At 68.4% G+C, this 21,671-nt stretch carries 20 protein-coding genes and 1 pseudogene; 19 read left to right on the forward strand and 2 right to left on the reverse strand.

Features of this window, described 5'->3' with window-relative positions:
• The first annotated feature begins 110 nt into the window (after positions 1 to 110).
• Together DRB96_RS03045 and DRB96_RS44225 are read left to right on the forward strand one after the other, a co-directional pair.
• Complete coding sequence (locus DRB96_RS03045; RefSeq protein ID WP_239516006.1) at positions 111 to 662, forward strand: hypothetical protein; 552 nt, start codon at positions 111 to 113, stop codon at positions 660 to 662.
• Positions 662 to 820, forward strand: coding sequence for a hypothetical protein (locus DRB96_RS44225; protein ID WP_239516732.1), 159 nt, complete (start codon positions 662 to 664; stop codon positions 818 to 820). Before DRB96_RS03045 ends, DRB96_RS44225 begins: the two co-directional genes overlap by 1 nt.
• 34 nt (positions 821 to 854) lie before the next feature.
• Here DRB96_RS44225 and DRB96_RS03050 read toward each other — a convergent pair.
• Both DRB96_RS03050 and ugpC read right to left on the reverse strand, forming a co-directional pair.
• Positions 855 to 932 (reverse strand): annotated as a pseudogene (locus DRB96_RS03050) (IS6 family transposase); the annotation flags it as partial.
• Between the two features lie 126 nt (positions 933 to 1,058).
• On the reverse strand, positions 1,059 to 2,150 hold the full coding sequence (gene ugpC / locus DRB96_RS03055; protein WP_112446642.1) for a sn-glycerol-3-phosphate ABC transporter ATP-binding protein UgpC: 1,092 nt from the start codon (positions 2,148 to 2,150) through the stop codon (positions 1,059 to 1,061).
• Positions 2,151 to 2,459: 309 nt separating this feature from the next.
• Here ugpC and DRB96_RS03060 point away from each other — a divergent pair, with 309 nt between their 5' ends.
• The 17 genes from DRB96_RS03060 to DRB96_RS03140 all read left to right on the forward strand — a co-directional run bounded on the left by DRB96_RS03060 (position 2,460) and on the right by DRB96_RS03140 (position 21,288).
• Positions 2,460 to 3,479 (forward strand): LacI family DNA-binding transcriptional regulator, encoded by a 1,020-nt coding sequence (locus DRB96_RS03060; RefSeq protein WP_112446643.1) that lies wholly within the window; start codon positions 2,460 to 2,462, stop codon positions 3,477 to 3,479.
• Positions 3,480 to 3,567: 88 nt separating this feature from the next.
• Positions 3,568 to 4,854, forward strand: a complete 1,287-nt coding sequence (locus tag DRB96_RS03065; protein ID WP_112446644.1) for an extracellular solute-binding protein — start codon at positions 3,568 to 3,570, stop codon at positions 4,852 to 4,854.
• Between the two features lie 8 nt (positions 4,855 to 4,862).
• The gene (locus tag DRB96_RS03070) at positions 4,863 to 5,762 is read left to right on the forward strand and encodes a sugar ABC transporter permease (protein WP_112446645.1); all 900 of its coding nucleotides are present in this window, start codon (positions 4,863 to 4,865) and stop codon (positions 5,760 to 5,762) included.
• 4 nt (positions 5,763 to 5,766) lie between these two features.
• Complete coding sequence (locus DRB96_RS03075; protein ID WP_112446646.1) at positions 5,767 to 6,624, forward strand: carbohydrate ABC transporter permease; 858 nt, start codon at positions 5,767 to 5,769, stop codon at positions 6,622 to 6,624.
• A 6-nt stretch (positions 6,625 to 6,630) separates the two neighbouring features.
• Entirely contained in the window at positions 6,631 to 7,704 is a 1,074-nt protein-coding gene (locus DRB96_RS03080) for a glycosidase (protein ID WP_112446647.1), read from the forward strand.
• Positions 7,705 to 7,831: 127 nt separating this feature from the next.
• On the forward strand, positions 7,832 to 9,442 hold the full coding sequence (locus DRB96_RS03085) for a glycoside hydrolase family 13 protein (protein ID WP_112446648.1): 1,611 nt from the start codon (positions 7,832 to 7,834) through the stop codon (positions 9,440 to 9,442).
• Entirely contained in the window at positions 9,429 to 10,796 is a 1,368-nt protein-coding gene (locus tag DRB96_RS03090) for a phosphomannomutase/phosphoglucomutase (RefSeq protein WP_204357983.1), read from the forward strand. Before DRB96_RS03085 ends, DRB96_RS03090 begins: the two co-directional genes overlap by 14 nt.
• An 824-nt stretch (positions 10,797 to 11,620) precedes the next feature.
• On the forward strand, positions 11,621 to 12,538 hold the full coding sequence (locus DRB96_RS03095) for an urea transporter (RefSeq protein ID WP_112446650.1): 918 nt from the start codon (positions 11,621 to 11,623) through the stop codon (positions 12,536 to 12,538).
• A gap of 96 nt (positions 12,539 to 12,634) precedes the next feature.
• Positions 12,635 to 12,940, forward strand: a complete 306-nt coding sequence (locus tag DRB96_RS03100) for an urease subunit gamma (protein ID WP_112446651.1) — start codon at positions 12,635 to 12,637, stop codon at positions 12,938 to 12,940.
• 152 nt (positions 12,941 to 13,092) lie between these two features.
• A complete protein-coding gene (locus DRB96_RS03105; protein ID WP_112446652.1) occupies positions 13,093 to 13,788 on the forward strand; it encodes a hypothetical protein in 696 nt (231 codons plus the stop codon).
• Positions 13,789 to 13,833: 45 nt separating this feature from the next.
• Positions 13,834 to 14,319, forward strand: coding sequence for an urease subunit beta (locus DRB96_RS03110; RefSeq protein WP_112446653.1), 486 nt, complete (start codon positions 13,834 to 13,836; stop codon positions 14,317 to 14,319).
• A 2-nt stretch (positions 14,320 to 14,321) separates the two neighbouring features.
• Entirely contained in the window at positions 14,322 to 16,046 is a 1,725-nt protein-coding gene (gene ureC, locus DRB96_RS03115; protein ID WP_112446654.1) for an urease subunit alpha, read from the forward strand.
• Positions 16,043 to 16,759 carry an urease accessory UreF family protein gene (locus DRB96_RS03120; protein ID WP_112446655.1) on the forward strand — a complete coding sequence of 239 codons (717 nt, stop codon included), beginning with the start codon at positions 16,043 to 16,045 and terminating at the stop codon, positions 16,757 to 16,759. The genes ureC and DRB96_RS03120 overlap by 4 nt, the downstream gene beginning before the upstream one ends.
• 95 nt (positions 16,760 to 16,854) lie before the next feature.
• Entirely contained in the window at positions 16,855 to 17,478 is a 624-nt protein-coding gene (gene ureG, locus DRB96_RS03125; protein ID WP_112453172.1) for an urease accessory protein UreG, read from the forward strand.
• Complete coding sequence (locus DRB96_RS03130) at positions 17,475 to 18,449, forward strand: urease accessory protein UreD (RefSeq protein ID WP_239516007.1); 975 nt, start codon at positions 17,475 to 17,477, stop codon at positions 18,447 to 18,449. Before ureG ends, DRB96_RS03130 begins: the two co-directional genes overlap by 4 nt.
• A gap of 60 nt (positions 18,450 to 18,509) precedes the next feature.
• Positions 18,510 to 19,862, forward strand: coding sequence for an ammonium transporter (locus DRB96_RS03135; protein ID WP_275431878.1), 1,353 nt, complete (start codon positions 18,510 to 18,512; stop codon positions 19,860 to 19,862).
• Between the two features lie 46 nt (positions 19,863 to 19,908).
• The gene (locus tag DRB96_RS03140) at positions 19,909 to 21,288 is read left to right on the forward strand and encodes an ammonium transporter (RefSeq protein WP_112446656.1); all 1,380 of its coding nucleotides are present in this window, start codon (positions 19,909 to 19,911) and stop codon (positions 21,286 to 21,288) included.
• Positions 21,289 to 21,671: the final 383 nt, after the last annotated feature.

The following is a 21,671-nucleotide window of genomic DNA, read 5'->3' on the forward strand; positions in this document are numbered from 1 at the left end:
GCGTCGGCATGGCCGCAAGGCCGTCCACTCGGTAGGGAGCCGTAGGAAACTACTGACGATTTCGATCTCAATACGGTGTATCACACGACATCTGGGCTGTTATGGGGATATTGAACGAGACCTTGGCAGTCCTGGACATGAAGTTCGCAGCGCTGCTGCCGCACTTGGATGAGGGGCAGCGCCGTTTATATCTGGCCTCCGAGGCCGAGGCGCTGGGGCACGGCGGGACCATAGCTGTGGCCAGGCTGGCGGAGGTATCCGTGTCAACCATCTCGCAGGGACGTGCCGAACTCGCTCGCGGGACGGCGCCGCTGGGGCAGGTACGCCGGCCCGGCGGCGGCCGTAAATTTGCTGCCGAATCTGATCCCGGTCTGGTCAAAGTCCTCGAATCGCCGATCGGGCCGCGAAAGGTCGGCGACCCGGTCTCGCCACTGCGGTGGACCACCGCCTCGCTGCGGGACCTGGCCCGGGAGCTGACCAGCGCCGGGCACCCCATCAGCACTCCGATGGTCGGCAGGCTGCTGCGGAAGATGGGATTCAGCCTGCAGGGCACGGCCAAGACCCAGGCCGGCAGCCAAGTGCCCGACCGTAACACCGCAGCCTGCGCCGCTGATGGAACGACCAGGGACGGACCGACTACCCGGGTGCTGGCCGACTGCTGATCACCGCTGACGCCGGCGGAGCGAACGCCGCCGACTCCCACCTGTTCAAGATGGATCTCGCCGCCTTCTGCGACGAGTTAGGGCTAACCATCACCGTCGCCCGCTTCCCGCCCGGCACGCAATGCCGTTGCTTGAGTGTGGCAGGCAGTTCGCGGTGACGCCCCGCACCAGTTGCCGCAAGGTCCAAGCACCGATCTCTTCGCGTTGCCGGGTGGGTTGGTGGGAGTTCTCCGCCCGGTTGTTCAGCCTCTTGTGGGAGCGGTGCTCTACCAAGTTGACAACGTCGGCGCGCCTGATCCTGGCCAGGGCCGACGGGCGCTGGCACAAGTTGACAGTGCCATCTTGAGTGGCTGTCAACACCTTCATAGGAGGTGGGGACGGGCGCTATGACCGACGTCAGCTAGGGAGGCGTTGCCCGGTCACATCGGAGAAGAGGTGGAGCTCGTTGGCCCGCGGAATAACGCGCACCGTCTGGTCGCGTAGGCCCGCCTCGCGACCGAATGTGCGCACGGTCATCGGTTCCTGCCGCCCGCGGCCGAGGTCCAGATGTCCGTAGGCGAAGCCCTCGGAGCCCAGTTCCTCCACGGTAAAGAAGGTCACCGGCAGGCCCTTGTCGCTGTGTTTGGCGTGGAAGTCCAGGTGCTCGGGCCGTATGCCCAGGGTCACCGTGTTCCCGCCCGCGGCGGCGCGCGCCTGCGGGCTGAGCGCGATGAGGCTGCCGCCGAAGTGGATGCCCTCATTGCTGAGCGGCAGCGAGATCAGGTTCATGGCTGGGGAGCCGATGAAGCCGGCTACGAACTTATTGGCGGGCCGGTCGTACATCACGCGCGGCACGTCGCATTGCTGCAGGATTCCGTCCTTGAGGACCGCCACGCGGTCAGCCATCGTCATGGCCTCGACCTGGTCGTGGGTGACGTACACCGTGGTGGTTCCGAGGCGGCGCTGCAGCGAGGCGATCTCGGCGCGGGTCTGCACGCGCAGTTTGGCGTCGAGGTTGGAAAGTGGCTCGTCCATCAGGAAGACCTGCGGTTCGCGGACGATGGCCCGCCCCATGGCGACGCGCTGCCGCTGGCCGCCGGAGAGCGCTTTGGGCTTTCGGGCCAGGTACTCCTCCAGGTCGAGGACCCTCGCGGCCTCGTTGACCCGCTTGTCGATCTCTGCCTTGTCCATCTTGGCGATCTTGAGGGCGAAGCCCATGTTCTGCGCGACCGTCATGTGGGGGTAGAGCGCGTAGTTCTGGAAGACCATCGAGATGTCGCGGTCTTTAGGCGGCAGGTGCGTCACATCGCGCTCACCGATGCGAATGGCGCCCTCGGTGACATCCTCAAGCCCCGCGAGCATCCGCAGGGTGGTGGACTTTCCGCAGCCGGACGGGCCGACCAGAACGAGGAACTCGCCGTCCCCGATTTCCAGATCGAGGTTCTTGACCGTGGGGGAGTCTGCTCCCGGGTAGGTGAGCGAGACATTGTCGAAAGTGATGCCGGCCATGGCGGCGGTTTCCCTTCACCGGCGGTACGTGCCGGGCGATCCAGGTAAAGGCGAGGCGGAAGCCCCTGAACGGGTATTTCGCAGTGCTGTGTCCAGGTTTCCCGGGCGGTGGGGCCGCGTCTGCGGGCCTTGGTCCCGAGATGTGGGGGCGAGTGTCCCTCTTTGTTTCGCAGTTCGTCCCGAGCATCGGACCGGTGCCGTCCCGGCCTTGACTTCACCCATACAAACCGATTTAGTCGCATCTGCCGGATCGTTTGAACCGGTTTAAATGGAGTCTTCTCCGCCGGTTGGAACTCTCTGGGAGGCATCATGGGACGAAGGCCCACCATCGCTGATGTGGCGCGGCGTGCCGGTGTCTCCCGCAGCTCGGTGTCCTTCGCGTTCAATGGCCGGCCGGGTCTGGCCGTGGAGACCAAGGCGCGGATCCTGGCTGCCGCCGACGAGCTGGGCTGGACGCCGAGCAGAGCGGCGCGGGCGCTGTCCCTCGGCAAGGCGGGCGCCCTCGGCCTGGTGCTGACACGAGAGCCCGGACACATCGGCGCGGACCCTTTCTTCCCGGCCTTCATCGCCGGAGTGGGGTCGGTCCTCGCCGAGCGCGGCGACGCTCTGGTGCTGCGCCTCACCACGGCCGAAGAGGAGCGGGGTGTGTACGAGGGTCTCGCCGCGGGCCGTCGTGTCGACGGTGTCCTGCTGACCGACCTCCGCCAAGATGATCCGCGTCCGGCTCTGGTGGCCGAACTCGGTCTGCCCGCAGTCGTGGTGGGCCGCCCTGAGTGGGCCGAAGGGCTGTGCGCGGTAGAACTCGACGACCGGCCGGCCTTCGTCGCCGCGGTTCGCCGACTGGCCGCACTGGGCCACCGCAGGATCGCCCACGTTGAGGGCCCCCAGGAGTTCCGGCACGCGCAGAGCCGCCGTGCCGCCTGGGCGCACACCCTTCACGAACTTGGCCTGCCCGAGGGGCCGTTGCGCCCCGGTGGCTTCACCGCTGAGGGCGGTGCCGGTGCCACCCGTGAGCTGCTGGCACTGGACGAACCACCCACGGCGATCGTCTACGGCAATGACCTGGCCGCCACCGCGGGCCTGGCCGTCGCCCAGGAACTCAGTGTCGCGGTGCCCGAGCGGCTGTCCGTCGTCGGTTACGACGACACGCCGCTCGCCCAGTACACCAACCCGCCCCTGGCCTCCGCCCGTTCGGACGCCCAGGGCTGGGGGGCGGCGGCCGCCCGCGCACTGGAAACGGTGATCGCCGACGGAGGCGCCGCCGATGTGCGACTGCCGCCGGCCGGCTTTGTTCCGCGCGGTTCGCTCGGCCCCGCTCCCCACGTGTAGGCGTGGAGCGGGTCGTGACAACGGGGACTGGGGGCGATCGGGGGATCCGTCCGGCAACGATGTCGGACGCGCACAGTTCGGAGAAACCATGCTGAAGAGAACGGCGTACACGCTGCTCGTGCTCGCCCTGGCGGGCACGGTTACGGCCTGCGGCCGGTCGGGGCCTGACGCGGCCAAGGCGGCCACATCGCGTGGCCCGATCACCGTCTGGCTGTCGAACAACGCCCACGAGGTGAAGTGGGGCAACGAGATGATCGCCGAGTGGAATGAGCTGCACCCCGATCAGCGGATCACAGCGCAGAACATTCCGGCGGGCAAGACCTCGGAAGAGGCGCTCAGTGCCTCGATCATCGCGGGTACCAGCGCCTGCCTGGTGTTCAACACCGCGCCGTCGGTCGTGCCACAGTTCGAGAAACAGGCGGGACTGGTCCCCCTGAGCACGTTCCCCGATGGCAAGGAGTACATCGAGGAGCGCAGCGGCTCGCTCGCCGACCAGTACCGCTCAGCGGACGGCGACTACTACCAGCTGCCGTGGAAGAGCAACCCCGGGATGATCCTCTACAACAAGGAGATCTTCAAGACGGCCGGCCTCGATCCGGAGCACCCCAAGCTCGCCACCTACGACGACTTCCTGGAGAGCTCCCGGAAGATAGTCAAGAGCGGCGCCGCCAAGGCCGCCATCTGGCCCGCCCCGAGCAGTGAGTTCTTCCAGTCCTGGTACGACTTCTATCCGGCCTTCATCGCAGAGAGCGGCGGCAAGCCGCTCGTCGAGGACGGCAAGCCGCAGTTCGACTCGGCGGCAGGCCGCAAGGTCGCCGACTTCTGGCGGCAGATGTACGCGGAGAATCTCGCCCCGCAGGAGTCCTACCCGGGCGACGCCTTCGGCGAGCACAGGACCGCGATGTCCACCGTCGGTCCCTGGGCCGTGGCCGCTTACAAGGACAGTGTGGACTGGGGCGTTGTCCCGGTGCCGACCTCCGACGGCCGGCCCGCGGACCAGGTGCACACCTTCAGCGACGAGAAGTCCGTCGGAATGTACAGCTCCTGCGAGAACCGGGCCACCGCCTGGGATGTACTGAAGTTCGCCACATCGAAGGAACAAGACGGCAAGTTCCTCGCCGCCACCGGACAGATGCCGCTGCGCACGAACCTTGCCTCCACCTATTCCGACTGGCTCGAGAAGAACCCCTCGTACAAGGCCTTCGCCGACCAGGCCGAGCGCGTCGTCGAGGTCCCCAATGTGCCCGGATCAACCGAAGTGTGGCAGGCGTTCCGCAACTCCTGGACCCGCTCGGTGGTCTTCGGACGTGAGCCCATCGATTCCGCCCTGCACGATGCCGCCGACCAGATCTCCAAGATCCTCGCGGAGAACTGAGGCCCGTTATGAACCCAAAGCATGCCAAGGCGACGGCACGGCACGGTACTTCCCGGATCGGCGCGCTGTTCGTCACTCCGTACGCGCTGTTCATCCTCGCAGTCTTCGCGGTCCCTCTCGGCTACACGGTGTGGATCTCCTTCCACCGCTTCTACTTCACCGCCCCCGGCGCCGGCGTCGACACCCCCTGGGTGGGGCTCGCCAACTACCAGGCCGTCTTCACCGATCCGGTGGTCGCCCGCGCCTTCCTCAACATCCTGATCTTCCTGGTCATCAATGTGCCGCTGACCGTGGGGCTCTCGATGGTCCTCGCCTCGGCGCTCAACGCCAAGCTGCCGTTCCGGTCCTTCTTCCGGGCCGCCTACTACCTGCCGTACATCACGGCGAGTGTGGCCCTGGTCGCGGTCTGGCAGTTCCTCTTCGGCACCGACGGGCTGATCAACAATCTGCTCGGCGATCACGCCCCCGACCCTTCCTGGCTGGTCAACTCGCATCTCGCGATGCCGATGATCGCCTTCTTCGTCACCTGGAAACAGCTCGGCTTCTTCGTGATGCTCTATCTCGCCGCGTTGCAGAACGTGGGCAAGGAGCTCTACGAGGCCTCGTCCGTCGACGGAGCGGGCCGCATCCGCCAGTTCTTCTCCATCACGGTGCCCGGCGTCCGCCACGCCACCACCCTGGTCGCCATCCTCGCGATCATCACCGGCGCCAACCTCTTCAGCGAGCCCTACCTGCTCACCGGAGGCGGCGGTCCCGACCACGCCTCCGTCTCCCCGGTACTGCTCATGTACCAGAAGGGCATGGAGCAGGGGCATCCCGACTTCGCGGCCGCGCTCGGCGTCGTCCTGGTGACGTTCGTCCTCATCGTTTCCCTGGTCTCCCGCAAGCTCACCGAGAGGGGCAACTGACACCGTGAGCACCACCACCAGGTCCCCGCGGCGCCGCGGTCGGCTGGGCCGCGCCGTCCAGCTCCTGATCCTCCTGACCGGCGCCGTCGCCTTCCTCTTCCCCTTCTACTACATGGTGGTCGGGTCGCTGCGGAAGACCACCACAAGCGACCTCTCCTCCACGGTCCCCGGCGACTTCACCGGGGCCAATTATGCAGCGATCAACAGCGCCATCTCGCTGGGACGTTCGCTTCTCAACTCAGGGATCATGACCTTCGGCGTAGTCCTGTGCACCCTGGTCTTCGGACTGCTCGCCGGATACGCCCTGGCCCAGCTGCACTTCCGCGGGCGCGGCACCCTCTTCGCCACGCTTCTGCTGGTCCAGATGGTTCCGTTCCAGCTGCTGATGCTCCCGCTGTACGTCCTGGTGGTCCGCGACTACGGCCTCGGCGACACCTACCTCGGCATGATATTGCCGTTCGCGATCAACTCGACGGCGGTCTTCCTCTTCCGCCAGTTCTTCCTCCAGATGCCCGCCTCACTCTTCGAAGCGGCCCGCATCGACGGGGCGGGCGAGCTGCGGATTCTCACCCGGATCGCGATCCCGATGGCCCGGCCCGCGCTGCTCACCGGCGTGCTGCTGACCTTCATCGGCCCCTGGAACGAATTCCTCTGGCCCTTCCTGGTCACCAAGAACGCGGAAATGCAGCCGCTGGCAGTGTCGCTGGCCAGCTTCCTCAACAACCTTCAGGGCACGGTCGCCAATCCGACCGGCGCACTGATGGCCGGCGCCTGCGCGTTGGCCGCCCCCGCCGTGGCACTGTTCGTTCTCTTCCAGCGCCACTTCACCTCGACCGACATCGACTCCGGAGTAAAGGGCTAAACCCGCATGAGCACCCCCACCCCCACGCACATTCCCTTCCGTCTGGTCCGCAAGGGCGTCATCATGTCGCCGCTGCCGGGCGAGGCCAATGAGGCCGAGGGCGTCCTCAACCCCGCCTCGGGACGCACCCCCGACGGCAAACTGCACCTGCTGCCGCGCCTGGTCTCCGACGGCAATGTCTCCCGCGTCGGCCTCGCCGAGGTCACCTTCACCGACGGCGTCCCCTCCGGCGTGGAGCGACGCGGCGTGGTCCTCGCCCCCGACGAGGGCTGGGAGCGCGGCAAGAACAACGCCGGCGTCGAGGACCCCCGCATCACATGGATTCCGTCCCTCGGCCGGCACGTCATGTCGTACGTCGCCTACGGCCCGCTCGGCCCCAAGCCGGCCCTCGCCGTCTCCGAGAACCTCACGGACTGGACCCGGCTCGGCCCCATCCAGTTCGCCTACCAGCCGGACCTCGACACCGACCTCAACCTCTTCCCCAACAAGGACGTCGTCCACTTCCCCGAGCCGGTACCCGGCCCCGACGGCGACATGGCGTACGCGATGCTGCACCGCCCCATGTGGGACCTCGGATGGTTCCGCCCCGGCGAGGGCGTCCACCTCCCCGCAGGCCTCACCGACGAGCGCCCTGGCATCTGGATCTCCTACGTCCCGGTCGCCGAGGTCGAGCAGGACATCAGCGCCCTCACCCGCCCCCGCCAGCACCGCCTGGTGGCTCTCTCCGAGTACCCCTGGGAGGCCCTGAAGATCGGCAGCGGTCCGGCCCCGATCCGTGTCGAGGAGGGCTGGCTGCTCATCCACCACGGCGTCTCCGGCTCCATCGCCGACCCCTTCGAGCAGAACCAGAAGGTGTCCTACGCCGCCGGCGCGATGATCCTCGACCCGGCCGACCCGTCCCAGGTGATCGCCCGCTCCGACCGGCCGCTGATGGCACCCGAGACGGAGCAGGAGCGTTCCGGCACCGTCCCGAACGTGGTCTTCCCCACTGCCATCGAGGAGGTCGACGGCAAGCTGTATGTCTTCTACGGCATGGCCGACGCCCACATCGGAGTCGCTCTCCTGGAGCGCACCGCATGACGACGCCGGCCCTCGGCCTCGGACCGGTCGGCTGCGGACCGTGCGGGGCGTATGCCCTGGACGCCGCGGCCGGCCTGCCCGGCCTGCGAGTCGCGGGGGTCGCCAACCTCCGGTCAACGGGCGCACCATGACCTGGTGGCGGCACTCCGTCTGCTACGAGGTCTATCCCCGGTCCTTCGCCGACTCAGACGGCGACGGGACCGGCGACCTGCCGGGCGTGACCGAACACCTCGACCACCTCAGCGACCTGGGCGCAGACGCCGTGTGGATCACCCCCTGCTACCCGTCCCCGCTCGCCGACGGCGGCTACGACATCGCCGACTACACCGGCATCAGCCCGGACCTCGGCACTCTCGACGACTTCGACACGCTCACCGAGCGCGCCCACGACCTCGGCTTGAAGGTCATCGTCGACCTGGTCCCCAACCACACCTCCGACTCCCACCCGTGGTTCCGCGACGCACTGGCGACAAAGCCGGGCTCCGCGGCCCGCGACCGCTACCTCTTGCGACCCGGCAAAGGACCAGGCGGCTCCCTGCCTCCCAACGACTGGCAGTCGGCTTTCGGCGGCCCAGCCTGGACCCGTATCGACGCCGAGGACCACTGGTACCTCCATCTGCACGCACCCGAGCAGCCCGACCTCAACTGGCGCAATCCCCAGGTACGTTCTGACTTCACCGATGTGCTGCGCTTCTGGCTGGACCGGGGCGTAGACGGCTTCCGCGTCGATGTGGCGCACGCCCTATTCAAGGCTCAGGGGCTGCCGGACGCCGGCCCCGGCCAGCACCGGGACCCCCTGCGTAACCACCTCATGCCCTACTACGACCAGGAGGAACTGCACCCCCTCTACCGCGAGTGGCGCACCCTCCTCGACACCCACCCTGCGCCGCCGGGCGCCGTGGACCCCAAGGACCGCGTCATGGTGGCCGAGTCCGCCGTCTTCGCACCGGACCGCCTCGCCCGGTACGTACGCCCGGACGAAATGCAGCAGGCCTTCAACTTCGCCTTCCTGGAAGCCCCCTGGCAGGCACAGGCACTGCGCCGAGTCATCGACGACTCCCTCGCGGCCACCGCCTCGGTCGGCGCACCCGTCGCCTGGGTCCTCTCCAGCCATGACGCGGTACGCCCCGTCACCCGCTACGGATCCGAGCTGCGGGCCCGCTCCGCGGCCCTGCTCATGCTGGCCCTTCCCGGAGCCGTCTGCCTCTACCAGGGCGAAGAACTCGGCCTGCCCCAGGCCTCTGTCCCCGACGACCGCATCCGCGACCCGCTCTGGGAACGCTCCGGACACACCGACCGAGGGCGCGACGGAGCTCGCGCCCCGATCCCCTGGTCCGGTAGCCGGCCGCCCTACGGCTTCACCACGGCCTCCCCGGACGACTGCTGGCTGCCCCAGCCGCAAGAGTGGGACACCCACACGGTCGAGGCCCAGCGGGCCGACCCGCACTCCACGCTCTCCCTCTACCGCAGCGCACTGCGCCTGCGCCGCGACCACCCAGCCGACACCCACAGCGCCGCCCTGCGCTGGCACTCCGCTCCCGCCGACTCCTTTCTCGCCTTCCAACGCGGCGACTTGGCGTGCGCGGTGAACCTCGGCCCGGACCCGCTGCCCCTCGACACCCTAGGCCTGCCGGGCCGCCCTGCAATAAGCAGCGCCCCTCTGCGCGGGCGCACCCTCCCGCCGGACGCCGCCGTCTGGCTCAGCACCACTCAAGAATGCGGTGATTCCCGTGACTGATCTGTCGCAGCTGGTGAAGGCCTACGACGTGCGGGGGGTGGTACCCGATCAGTGGGACGAGTCGCTGGCCGAACTGTTCGGGGCGGCGTTCGTACAGGTCGTGGGCACCGATGCAATCGTGATCGGACATGACATGCGGCCCTCTTCGCCCGGTCTGTCGGCGGCGTTCGCGCAGGGAGCGGCATGCCAGGGTGCGGACGTGACACTGATCGGACTGTGCTCGACGGATCAGCTGTACTACGCGTCGGGGGTGCTGGATCTGCCGGGAGCGATGTTCACCGCCTCCCACAACCCGGCCCGCTACAATGGGATCAAGATGTGCCGGGCGGGCGCCGCCCCGGTGGGCCAGGACACCGGCCTCTCGCAGATCCGTGCACTGGTGGAGGCCTGGCAGGAATCGGGCGCCCCGACGCCGGCCGTGGTGACGGGCACGGTCATCACGGGCGACACCCTCGACGGCTACGCCGCCTACCTGCGCTCTCTGGTGGATCTGACGTCAATCCGCCCGCTGAAGGTGGTCGTGGACGCGGGCAACGGGATGGGCGGGCACACCGTGCCGACCGTGTTCGCGGGCCTGCCGCTGGACCTGGTGCCGATGTATTTCGAGCTGGACGGCACCTTCCCCAACCATGAGGCCAATCCGCTCGACCCGGCCAACATCGTGGATCTGCAGAATCGGGTCTGGGAAGAGAGCGCCGACCTGGGCATCGCTTTCGACGGGGACGCGGACCGCTGCTTCGTGGTCGACGAACACGGCGACCCGGTGTCACCCTCGGCGATCACCGCGCTCGTGGCGGCCCGGGAGCTGGCCCGCAACGGCGGCTCCGGCGTCATCATCCACAACCTGATTACCTCCTGGTCCGTGCCAGAGGTGATCCGTGAGCACGGCGGCACCCCACTCCGCACCAGGGTGGGGCACTCCTTCATCAAACGGGAGATGGCCCAGGCCGGAGCGATCTTCGGCGGCGAACACTCCGCGCACTACTACTTCCGTGACTTCTGGAACGCCGACACCGGCATGCTCGCCGCGCTGCACGTGCTGGCGGCGCTGGGCAGCCAGGACGGGCCGCTGTCCGCGATGGTTGCCTCCTACGACCGCTACGCCGACTCGGGTGAGATCAACTCCACGGTCGACAACCAGAACGGCCGGCTGGCCGCCCTGAAGGCCGCCTACGCGGGCCGTGAGGGAATCACCCTCGACGAACTCGACGGGCTGACCGTGACAGCCGCCGACTGGTGGTTCAACGTCAGGCCCTCCAACACCGAGCCCCTGCTGCGGCTGAACGCAGAAGCACGTGACGCGGCCACCATGGCCAAGGTCCGCGACGAGGCACTAGAGATCATCCGAGGGTGAGTGCGAGGGCCTGCGTTCTTGGCGTTCCTGTCGGATCCGTGAGTGTGGGTCTCACGGGTTGACGGCCTGGTAAGTGGGGTCGCTGACCGCCGAAGCCGAGTATGGCTCAGTGCCGCTCCGGATCTGACCCGCATCGAAGCTGACGCTCTTTCAGGCTGTCATTCCGGAGATTTGTCGACCCGGCCCGGGGCATCACAGCGCACAACCGGTCGGGCGCTTGAGAGCAAGTCAGGAGCCTGGGCGCCATGCCCTCGTCACTGCTCTGTCCTCCTGCTCGACTGGTGCGCGCTCCCCTGGGCAATCCGCGAGGAAGGGCCGGCACTGCCGCCATGACCGATCAGCGCCCGTACGTCTTTGGTGGGGCCGACACCCACACCGACACCCGTCACGCCGCCGGCTTCGACCAGCTCGGCCGGCACCGGGGTCCCGGCCCATCTCGCCGATCGCCAGCCCTCAATATCTCCGGCTGTAGTACAAGGCGAACGCCTGCCGCCGAGTCGATGACTCACCTTTCCTGGAATGCCCCCAGTATTGCGAATGTCTCGCAATAGTGGGGGCGGTAATAGTCGTAATTATTGATTCCTTTTCGGATCGGCCGAATGGCGGCATGCCGGACTTGGATATTCTGCGTGTGGTGTTAGCGTCTTGATTCGCCGCCTCACTTTGTGACGCTCCGGGACGGCTTTGGTGTCCAGGCGCGCCGTGTTCGTGGCGGCCCGGCGAACGATTCACCAGGGGTGCGTACGGTGGCTGTAACACCTGATGCTGTGACGGACCCGCAGGGGTCCGGTCCCTCCGCCTCCGGTCTGGCTGATCGGCAGCCGATGAAGTTCGTGCTGGAGGTCCTGCGGGGTGTTGCCCAGGTGGACTTCATGCCGAGCGCCCTGTGCGGGTTGTTCTTCGTCGCGGCGTTGTTCGCGTCGGGTTGGCAGTTCGGCCTGTACGGGCTGCTCGGCGCCGCGGTGGGAACCGCGACCGCCTATCTGCTCGGCATCGACCGCAAGTTGGTCGCCGCGGGTCTGCGCGGCTTCAACGGCTGTCTGGTCGCCACGGCCTTCGCTGTCTTTCTCGGTGCCGGCCATCTCTCCACCTTTCTTCTCGCCGTGGCCGGTTCGAGTCTGGTGGTCGTGGTGACATCAGCGGTGGCGACGTTCATGAGCTCGTGGAACCTTCCCACCTTTACTCTGCCCTTCTGCCTGGTGGCGTCCGTCATGACCGTCGCGGCACCCGGCTTCGCGAATGTGTGGCACGCGGGCCAAGACCTCGCGGCCCTTCCTGAAGCCGCCAGCGGAACCAGCTCGCTCAGCTGGAGCGACATCTGGCACGGTTTTCTGGCGAATGTCGGCCAGATCTTCTTCATGCCGCAGTGGTACGTCGGGCTGCTCTTCCTGGCCGGGATTTTCGTGGCGAACCGGCTGGCCGGGGCGATGGCCTGCGTCGGCAGTGCGACTGGTCTGCTCGTCTCCTGGATGCTTGGCGCCCCGGCCGCGGGCGTCGCCCAGGGACTGATGGGCTACAACGCGGTGCTGGTTGCCATGGCGCTGTGCGGGGTGTTCGTCGCTCCCAGCGCCGTCAGCTTCGCCTACGCGGTCGCGGGCGCCGGCGCGGCGACCGCGCTGACCTCGGCGATGAACTCCTTCTTCGGGCCCTTCGGCGGTCACACCTTCACCTGGCCGTTCGTCCTGACGTCCATCGTCTTCCTCGCTGCGGTCCCGGCTATCCCCCGGCTGCGCCGCACGTGAACCACCTCTGAACCGCACCTGTGTTCCTGATCCGGCCTCCCCAGAGCCCGGAGGCCCCTGAAGTGTCCGAAACGTGCCTGAAAGTGAGTGTGGCCGATGAATCTCGCTCCCCGTGAGATGGACAAGCTCTGGATCTACGTCGTGGCCGACCTGGCGCGTAAGCGGCGGGACCGGGGCGTCAAGCTCAACTTCAGCGAAGCCTGCGCGTTGATCAGCGAGGCCATCCTGGAGGGCGCGCGAGACGGCAAGACCGTGGCCGAGTGCATGGAACTGGGCAAGCAGGTGGTCAGCGGCGCGGACGTCATGAACGGCGTCCGCGGCATGCTGCCGCTGCTGCAGGTCGAGGCCGCGTTCGTCGACGGCACCAAGCTGGTCTCCTGCCACGATCCGGTCGGCGCGTGACGACCACCCTCCCCGCCTGGACACCGGTACCGAGCCGGACAGGGCACGTGGTCCTGGTCGGCGGACACGAAAGCCGCGGGGGAGCGGACCTGGCGGCGTGGGCTGCTCCCGGGGGGCGTGAAGTGACCGGTGCCGGACGCCCCCTCACTGAAATGGTGCGGCGCGTCCTGGCCGACAGTGGCCAGGACCGGGTGTGTGTGGTGCCGATGACCCTCGGCCGCGACCCCAGGCTGGTTGCCGACACTGCTCGCTCCCTCCAGTGGATCGCCCAGGACGGGGAGGCGAACCGGGGCCGGATCGTCCTGTCCGATCCGTTCGGCAGCATGGACCACCTGGTGGGCTGGCTACGGGCCGCAGCGGGCGGCGCACCGCGCACCGCCGCTACGGCCGTCCTGGTCACCGCGCCGGCGGCCGGTCCGTTCGAGGACGCGGACCTGTTCCGTGTCGCCCGCCTGGTGCGCCAGTACGGCCACCACCGATGGGTGGAAGTCGCCTTCGACTGCGGTGACCCCGACGTCGCGGAAGGCATCGATCGCTGCCGTCTCCTGGGCGCCGACCGTATCGCCACCGTGCGCGCGGCATTCGGGCCGCCCCCGCCCGGGGCCGTCACCGACACACCGGACACCACGGACCTCGGCCCGCTGCTGAGCCGGGCAGCGGTCGACGGGATCCTCAGCGCCCGCTGCGCCGACGCCCTCCATCGACTGGCCCATGGCGACGACGGCATCGCGGCAGGCCTGGACGCCGAACACGGGCACGGCTTCGCCCACACCCACGGCCCCGGCGGCCACCACACCCACGGGCCCACAGCCACCCCCGAGCACGGGCACGATCACTCGCACGTCTGAGACGGCACGCACCCCCCAGTCCCCCTCCGGAAGGGAAGTACCACCATGTCAGGTGGCGCCACATACCTTTACGGCGAAGGCTCCGTAGAGATCAACGCCGGCCGCCGCAAGGCCAAGGTCACCGTTTCCAACACCGGTGACCGCGCCGTCCAGGTCGGCTCGCACTACCACTTCTTCGAGGTCAACCGAGCACTCGATTTCGACCGCAACGCCGCCTACGGCATGCACCTCGACCTCCCCGCCGGCACCGGCGTCCGCTTCGAGCCGGGCGACACCCGCGAGGTCGAACTCACCGCCTACAGCGGCCACGGCCGCCTCATCGGCTTCAGCTCCCTCGTCGACGGCGGTCTCGGCTCCGCCGACACCCGCATCCGCGCGCTGCGCCGGGCGGTCGAACTCGGCTTCAAGGGCGCCCGCATCGAGGACGTCCACGCCGAGACCGAGCCCCGCGCGGCCGGCGCCGGGGACAGCCACGACGCCAAGGCCGAGGACGGCAAGAAGAGCAAGTCCCACAAGAAGGGCGACAAGTAGAGATGGCTGTCCTGAGCCGCAAGCAGTACACCGACCTGTTCGGTCCGACCGTCGGCGACCGCTTCCACCTGGCGGACACCAATCTGGTCGTCGAGGTCGAGAAGGACCACAACGAGGGCCACTACGGCGACGAGGCCGTCTACGGCGGCGGCAAGGGCATCCGCGACGGCATGGCCCAGGACCCGCAGGCCACGAACCTGCAGGGGGCCCTCGACCTGGTCATCACCAACGTGGTGGTCATGGACGCGATCCTGGGTGTGGTCAAGGGCGACCTCGGCATCAAGGACGGGTTCATCGCGGGTCTCGGCAAGTCCGGCAACCCGCACACCCAGTCCGGGGTCCACCCCAAGCTGGTCATCGGGCCCGGCACCGAGGTCATCTCCGGCGAGCACCTGATCGCCACGGCCGGCGGCATCGACACCCACATCCACTTCATCGCCCCGCAGCAGGCCGAGCACGGTCTGTCCAACGGCATCACCACGCTCATCGGCGGCGGCACCGGCCCCTCCGACGGCACCAACGGCACCACGTGCACGCCGGGACCGTGGAACATCGGCCGGATGTACCAGGCCGTCGAGGACATGCCGGTCAATGTCGGCCTGCTGGGCAAGGGCAACGGCTCGCTGCCGGAAGCGCTGATCGAGCAGGTCGAGGCGGGCGTCTGCGGCCTGAAGGTGCACGAGGACTGGGGCACCACCCCCGCGGCCCTGAGCAAGGCCCTGGACGTGGCCGACGCCTACGACGTCCAGGTCGCGGTGCACACCGACACCCTGAACGAGTCCGGCTTCTTCGAGGACACCCGCTCGGCCATCGACGGGCGCACCATCCACACCTTCCACACCGAGGGCGCGGGCGGCGGTCACGCTCCCGACATCATGCGGGTCGCGGGCGAACCCAACGTCCTGCCGTCCTCGACCAACCCGACGCTGCCGTACACGGTGAACTCCGTCGACGAGCTGCTCGACATGGTGATGGTCTGCCACCACCTCTCGCACGACATCCCGGAGGACGTCTCCTTCGCGGACTCCCGGGTGCGCGCCGAGACGATCGCCGCCGAGACCGTGCTGCACGACGAGGGGGTCATCTCGATCTTCTCCTCCGACTCCCAGGCCATGGGGCGGATCGGCGAGTCCTGGACCAGGGCCTTCCAGACCGCGCACCACTGCAAGGACCAGCGCGGGAAGCTCGACGGCGACACCGAGCGCAACGACAACTTCCGCGTACTGCGCTACCTCGCCAAGATCACGATCAACCCGGCGATCGCCTCGGGCACGGCCGACCACATCGGCTCCCTGGAGGCGGGCAAGCTCGCCGACGTCGTGCTGTGGCCGATCGGCTCCTTCGCCGCCAAGCCGAAGATGGTCATCAAGGGCGGACTGATCAACTGGGCGCTGATGGGTGACCCGAACGCCTCGCTCCCGACCCCGCAACCGGTCTACTACCGGCCGATGTTCGGCGCGTACGGCAAGGCCAAGCAGGCCACCCGGGTCTCCTTCATGTCACAGGCCGCCATCGACCTCGGCGTTCCGCAGAAGCTCGGCCTGGACAGCAGGGTCCTGCCGGTCAGGCACTGCCGCACGGTCGGCAAGCAGCACATGGTCCGCAACGACGCCCTCCCGGAGATCACTGTCGACCCGGAGACCTACAAGGTCGCCCTCGACGGGGTGCCGGCCACCATCGAACCGGCTCGGGAACTTCCCCTGAACCACCTGTTCTACCTGGTATGAGCAATGCCGTGAAACCCCTGGCCGTGGCTTCGGTACAGGCCCTGCTGGTCAGCCTCCAGCTCACCGACTCGGCCTTTCCCAGCGGCTTCTACACGCTCTCCCACGGCCTGGAGGGCTACGCCCAGGCCAAGGCCGTGACCCCCGAGGGCGTACCGGGGCTGCTGGCCGACCTGCTGCGGCATTCGGTGGGGCCTTCCGACGCCACCGCGCTGGCGCTGGCCCACCGGGCCGCGCTGGCCGGGGACTGGGAGGCGCTGGCCGAGACCGACCAGCGGCTGAACGCGGCCAAGCTGAACGAGGGGCTGCGCCGCGCCGCCACCCGTACCGGCCGCCAGTTGCTGGACATCGCCCGTGAGTGCGTCGGCGGGGAGCCCCTCGAACGGTACGCGGAGCTCGTGGCCGCCAAGCGGGCTCCCGGCTCGCAGGCCGTGGCCGCCGGGGTCGCGTACGCGGCCGCCGGGGTCCCGGCCGAACAGGCTGTCGTGAGCGATCTGTTCGCGTACTCGGCCAGCTTCACCGGCGCCGCGCTGCGGCTGCGGCTCACGGACCACCGCAAGGCACAGGTGGTGCTGCGCGGGATCGCACCCGTCATCGAGGAGGTGGCGGAGGCCGCCCTGCGCCGCGAACTCGCAGATCTCGGCGGGTGCGTTCCGATGGCAGATGTGATGTCGGGCCGTCACGAGCGGGCAGAGGCACGGCTGTTCGCCACCTGAGATGCGCCGGATCGCCAACCGGCAGGTACTCCAACCCGCTCGACCCTTGTTATCCGGAATCCGAAATCCGAAATCCAGAAGGCATGTGACTTGTGATGAACGAGGACAACGTCCTGCGCGTCGGCGTCGGCGGCCCCGTCGGCTCCGGCAAGACGGCGCTGATCGAGGCCCTGGTGCCGGTGCTCATCGCGCGCGGCCACCGGCCCGCCGTGATCACGAACGACATCTACACCCAGGAGGACGCCCATCACGTACGCCGCACCCTGGCCGGGGTGCTCGACCCCGAGCGCGTCGTGGGCGTGGAGACCGGCGCGTGCCCGCACACCGCCGTGCGCGACGACCCGACGATGAACCTGGCCGCGGGCGCCGAGATGCTGGAGCGGTTCCCCGATGTCGACACCCTGCTCTACGAGTCGGGCGGCGACAACCTCACCCTCACCTTCAGCCCGGTCCTGGTCGACCTCTTCCTCTTCGTCCTGGACACCGCCGAGGGCGAGAAGATGCCCCGCAAGCGCGGCCCCGGCATCACCGAGTCCGACCTGCTGGTCATCAACAAGATCGACATTGCCCAGTACGTGCGCTGCGACCTCGGAGTGATGGAGCGCGACGCCCACCACGTGCGCGAGGGGCGCCCCGTCGTCCTGACCAACTGCCTCACCGGGCAGGGACTGGAGGAGATCGCGACCTTCATCGAGTCCTTCCGCCGGGTACCGGCGTGAGCGTCGTGGCCGACCCGCCCCACACCCTCATCCCGCCCGCGCGGCTGGACGGGGCCCACTACGAGCCCCCGCGCGTCCCCCTCGAGGTGCTCCGGCACGCCTCCGCGCCGGACACCCTGGGCGTCGGGCGACCGGGCAAGGTCGGCCTGCTGGAGCTGGGCTTCGAGCGGGTCGGCGGGCGGACCGAGCTGGTGCGGCACTACCAGAAGTCCCCGCTGCAGATCATGCGGCCGCTGTACTTCGACCCGTACCGCCCCGATCTCCCGATCACCTTCCTGATGTCGACCGGCGGCGGCGTCGTGCAGGCCGACCGGCTGCGCACCGACCTGACCTTCGGCCCGGGCACCTCGGGGCACGTGACCACTCAGGCGGCCACCAAGGTCTACCGGATGGAGCACGACTACGCCGTCGCGCAGACCTTCCTGACCGCCGGACCGGACGCGTACGTGGAGTACCTCCCGGACCCGGTCATCCCCTACGTCGACTCGCGCTTCTACCAGCGCACGGTGATCACCGCCGACCCCACCGCCACCGTGCTGGCGAGCGAGACCGTCCTGACCGGCCGACTGGCGCACGGAGAGCGCAACGCCTACCAGGTTTTCGCCTCCGACCTCGAACTGCGCAGGCCCGGCGGCGAGTTGGTGGCTCTGGACACCGTGCGACTGGAGCCCGGCGGGCCCGGCGACTGCGCTGTCGACGGACCCGCCGTGCTGGCTGGCCACTCCGTGATGGCCTGCTTCTTCGCCGTGAGCCCGCTCGCGCCCGCCCGCGAGCTGGCCAACCTGCTCCACGGCACCCTGGCCGGGACGGAACTCGCCTACGGCGTCAGCGTGCTGCCGCAGGAGTGCGGAGCCTGGGTCCGTGTCCTGGGTGACCGCACCGAGGCGGTGACCCGGGCGCTGACGGCGGTCTGGGACGCGGTGCGGCGGCTGCTGATCGGCGTGCCCGCACCCGCCATGCGAAAGACCTGACCGACCCGCCCCGGCCGGCGGCCGGGGGCCGCCGCACTCCACGGGAGTACCCCCTTGCTCTTGGCCGCTTCCCTCGACACCGGCGACAGTGCCTGGCTCATGACCAGCACCGCGATGGTGCTGCTGATGACCCCCGGCCTCGCCTTCTTCTACGGCGGGATGGTCCGCACCCAGCACGTCCTGGTGATGCTCAAGATGAGCTTCGCCTGCCTTGCGCTGGTCACACTCCTGTGGCTCGCGGTCGGCTACTCGCTGGCTTTCGGCCCCGACATCGGCGCCGGCTTGCTTGGCAACCTCGACCACGTCTTCTTCCGCGGTGTCGGGATGAACGAGCTGCACAACACCATCCCGGCCACCGTCTTCGCCTGCTTCCAGATGTCCTTCGCGATCATCACCGTCGCGCTGATCAGTGGCTCCATCGCCGGCCGGGCCACCATGCGGGGCTGGCTCGTCTTCGTCGTCGTCTGGGCGCTGCTCGTGTACGTGCCCATGGCACATTGGGTGTTCGCCCCCGACGGCTGGATCCAGGCCGACCTGGGCGCTCTCGACTTCGCCGGCGGCCTGCCCGTCGAGCTCAACTCCGGCGCCGCCGGCCTGGCCGTGGCCATCGCCCTGCGCAAACGAAGAGACTTCGAGCGACAGCCGATCCGCCCGCACAACCTGCCGCTCGTCGTGATCGGCCTGGCGCTCCTGTGGTTCGGCTGGTTCGGCTTCAACGCCGGCTCCGCCCTCCAGGACGCGGGCGGAGCGCCCACCGCCTTCCTCAACACCCAGCTCGCCGCCTGCGCGGCGATGATCGGCTGGCCCATCGTCGAACGGTTCCAGCACGGCAAAGTCGAAATGCTGGGCGTGGCCTCGGCCGCCGTCGCCGGAATGGTCGCCATCACCCCGGCCTGCGGTGAGGTCTCCTCTCTGGGCGCCGTCTGTATCGGCTTCACCGCAGGCGTCGTCTGCGCCTTCGCCATCAACCTCAAGTACCGCATCGGTGTCGACGACACCCTCGATGTGGTCGGCGTCCACGGCTGGGGCGGCATCGTCGGCGTACTGTCCATCGGCTTCTTCGCCACGGCCGCGATGAGTGGAAAGAAGGGCCTCTTCTACGGCGGCGGCCTCGACCTGCTCTGGCGCCAGGCCGTCGCCGTACTGGCCTGCGGCACCTACTCCTTCGTCGTTACCTGGCTCATCGCCAAGGCCATCGACGGCACGGTCGGCTTCCGTACCCGGGAGGAGTACGAGGACGTCCCCGGGAGGGAGGAGGAGATCGCCTACGACAACGCGACGCTGGATGAGATCCAGGCCCGCCTCGACGCTCCACACGCAACCGCCACCGTCGCGGTCGCGGACCGCCGGGACGAAACCGGACTCCTCAGCGACGTCCTCCACGTCCTGGAGCGACGGGAGCGCGAGAAGTGATCACCCGCCGACGGCCCGCCGTGCCCCTCCCATGTGAGGTCCAGTCATGAACACCCTCTTCGACTCCGGCAACACCGCCTGGCTGATGATGGCCAGTGCCATGGTCCTCCTCATGGCCCCGGGACTGGCCTTCTTCTATGGCGGCATGGTCAAGACCGGTCAGATCATCGCCATGCTCAAGATGTGCTTCGTGTGCGTCGCCTTCGTCACCCTCATCTGGTGGGCCGTCGGCTACACCCTCGCCTTCGGCCCCGATGCGGGAGGCCTCGGCGTCATCGGCACCCTCGATCACGCCTTCATGCACGGCATCGGCCTGACCAGCAAGACCGGCGACGTGCCAACTGTCATCTACTCCATGTTCCACATGTGTTTCGCCATCGTCACCGTCGCCCTGATCAGCGGCTCGGTCGCGGGGCGCGCAAAGATGGGCGGCTGGATCGTCTTCGTCATCGTCTGGACCCTGCTCGTCTACATCCCCATGGCGCACTGGGTCTTCGACCCCGCAGGCTGGGTCGCCCGCCAGGTCGGCGCCGTCGACTTCTCCGGCGGCACCGTCGTCGAACTCAGCTCCGGCGCCGCCGGCCTCGCCCTCGCCATCGTCGCCGGAAAACGCAAGGACTTCGAGCGCCAGACCATCCGACCGCACAACCTGCCGCTCGTCGTGATCGGCTTGGCCCTGCTGTGGTTTGGCTGGTTTGGCTTCAACGCCGGCTCCTACCTCACCGGGCCCGGCTCCACTGCCATGGCGCTCCTCAACACCCAGTTCGCCGCCGGAGCCGCGATGGCGGGCTGGGCGGTCACCAGCTTCTGGCGCACCCGGCATGTCACCCTCCTCGACATGTGCATGGGCGCTGTAACCGGCATGGTCTCCATGACCCCGCTGGCCGCAGGCATCACCCCCGTCTGGGCCACGATCACCGGCTTCCTCGCCGGTCTGACCTGTGCCTTCGCCATCAGCTGGAAGTACCGCCTCGGCGTCGACGACACCCTCGACGTCGTCGGCATCCACGGCTGGGGCGGCCTGTTCGGCATGGTGATGGCCGGCCTCGCCGCCACCGGCGCCGTCACCGGCAAGAAAGGCCTCTTCTACGGAGGATCCTGGGACCTCCTGGGCCGACAGCTCATCGCCGTCGTCGTCCTCGGACTCTTCTCCTTCGTCATGACCGCCGCCATCGGCAAAGTCATCGACAAGACCGTCGGCCTACGCCAACCCGGAGGCATCATCGAAGACGAACAGGCCTACGAGAGAGACGTCACGGCCCAGCTCCAAAGCGTCACCGACGCCCTCCGCGGCTCCGACATCCCCACCGGCAAGGACCGCGCCGCCCAGATCATCACCCAGCTCCAGGACCTCCTCACTCAACGCGAACACCACGAGCCGACGTCGACGCAGGAAGAAGGGCCGACGGACCGTCGCGAACGGTAGGCCCCGGTCGGATCAGTGGCTGGGGGCGCGATCACCGGCTGGTGATATCACGGGGATGCACTGGTCTGGACTTCCCAGCCATCAGGACCGTCCGCCTCCGACAGCCTGACGCTGTCGACGACGTCGACGACGTCGAGAACACATTGACCCTGCTGCCCTCAGGGCGTGCCGACTGTATGCGCCCCACTCTCCCGCCCCCGGAATCCGGTAACGCGGAATGGCCCCGCCCAGGGGGTGGGGTCAGGTACCAGGGTCACGGTGTCTGCGGCCGTCGAACAGCCACCACCACCTGGTGTAAGGAAGCACCCACCCCGGTCAGATCTCCACAGAAATCCCGGGGATTGACCATGGCCATCACAAGTCGGAGGGGCTTCTGGAGGGTT

This window comes from Streptomyces sp. ICC1 (assembly GCF_003287935.1).
Taxonomy (GTDB): Bacteria; Actinomycetota; Actinomycetes; order Streptomycetales; family Streptomycetaceae; genus Streptomyces; species Streptomyces tritrimontium.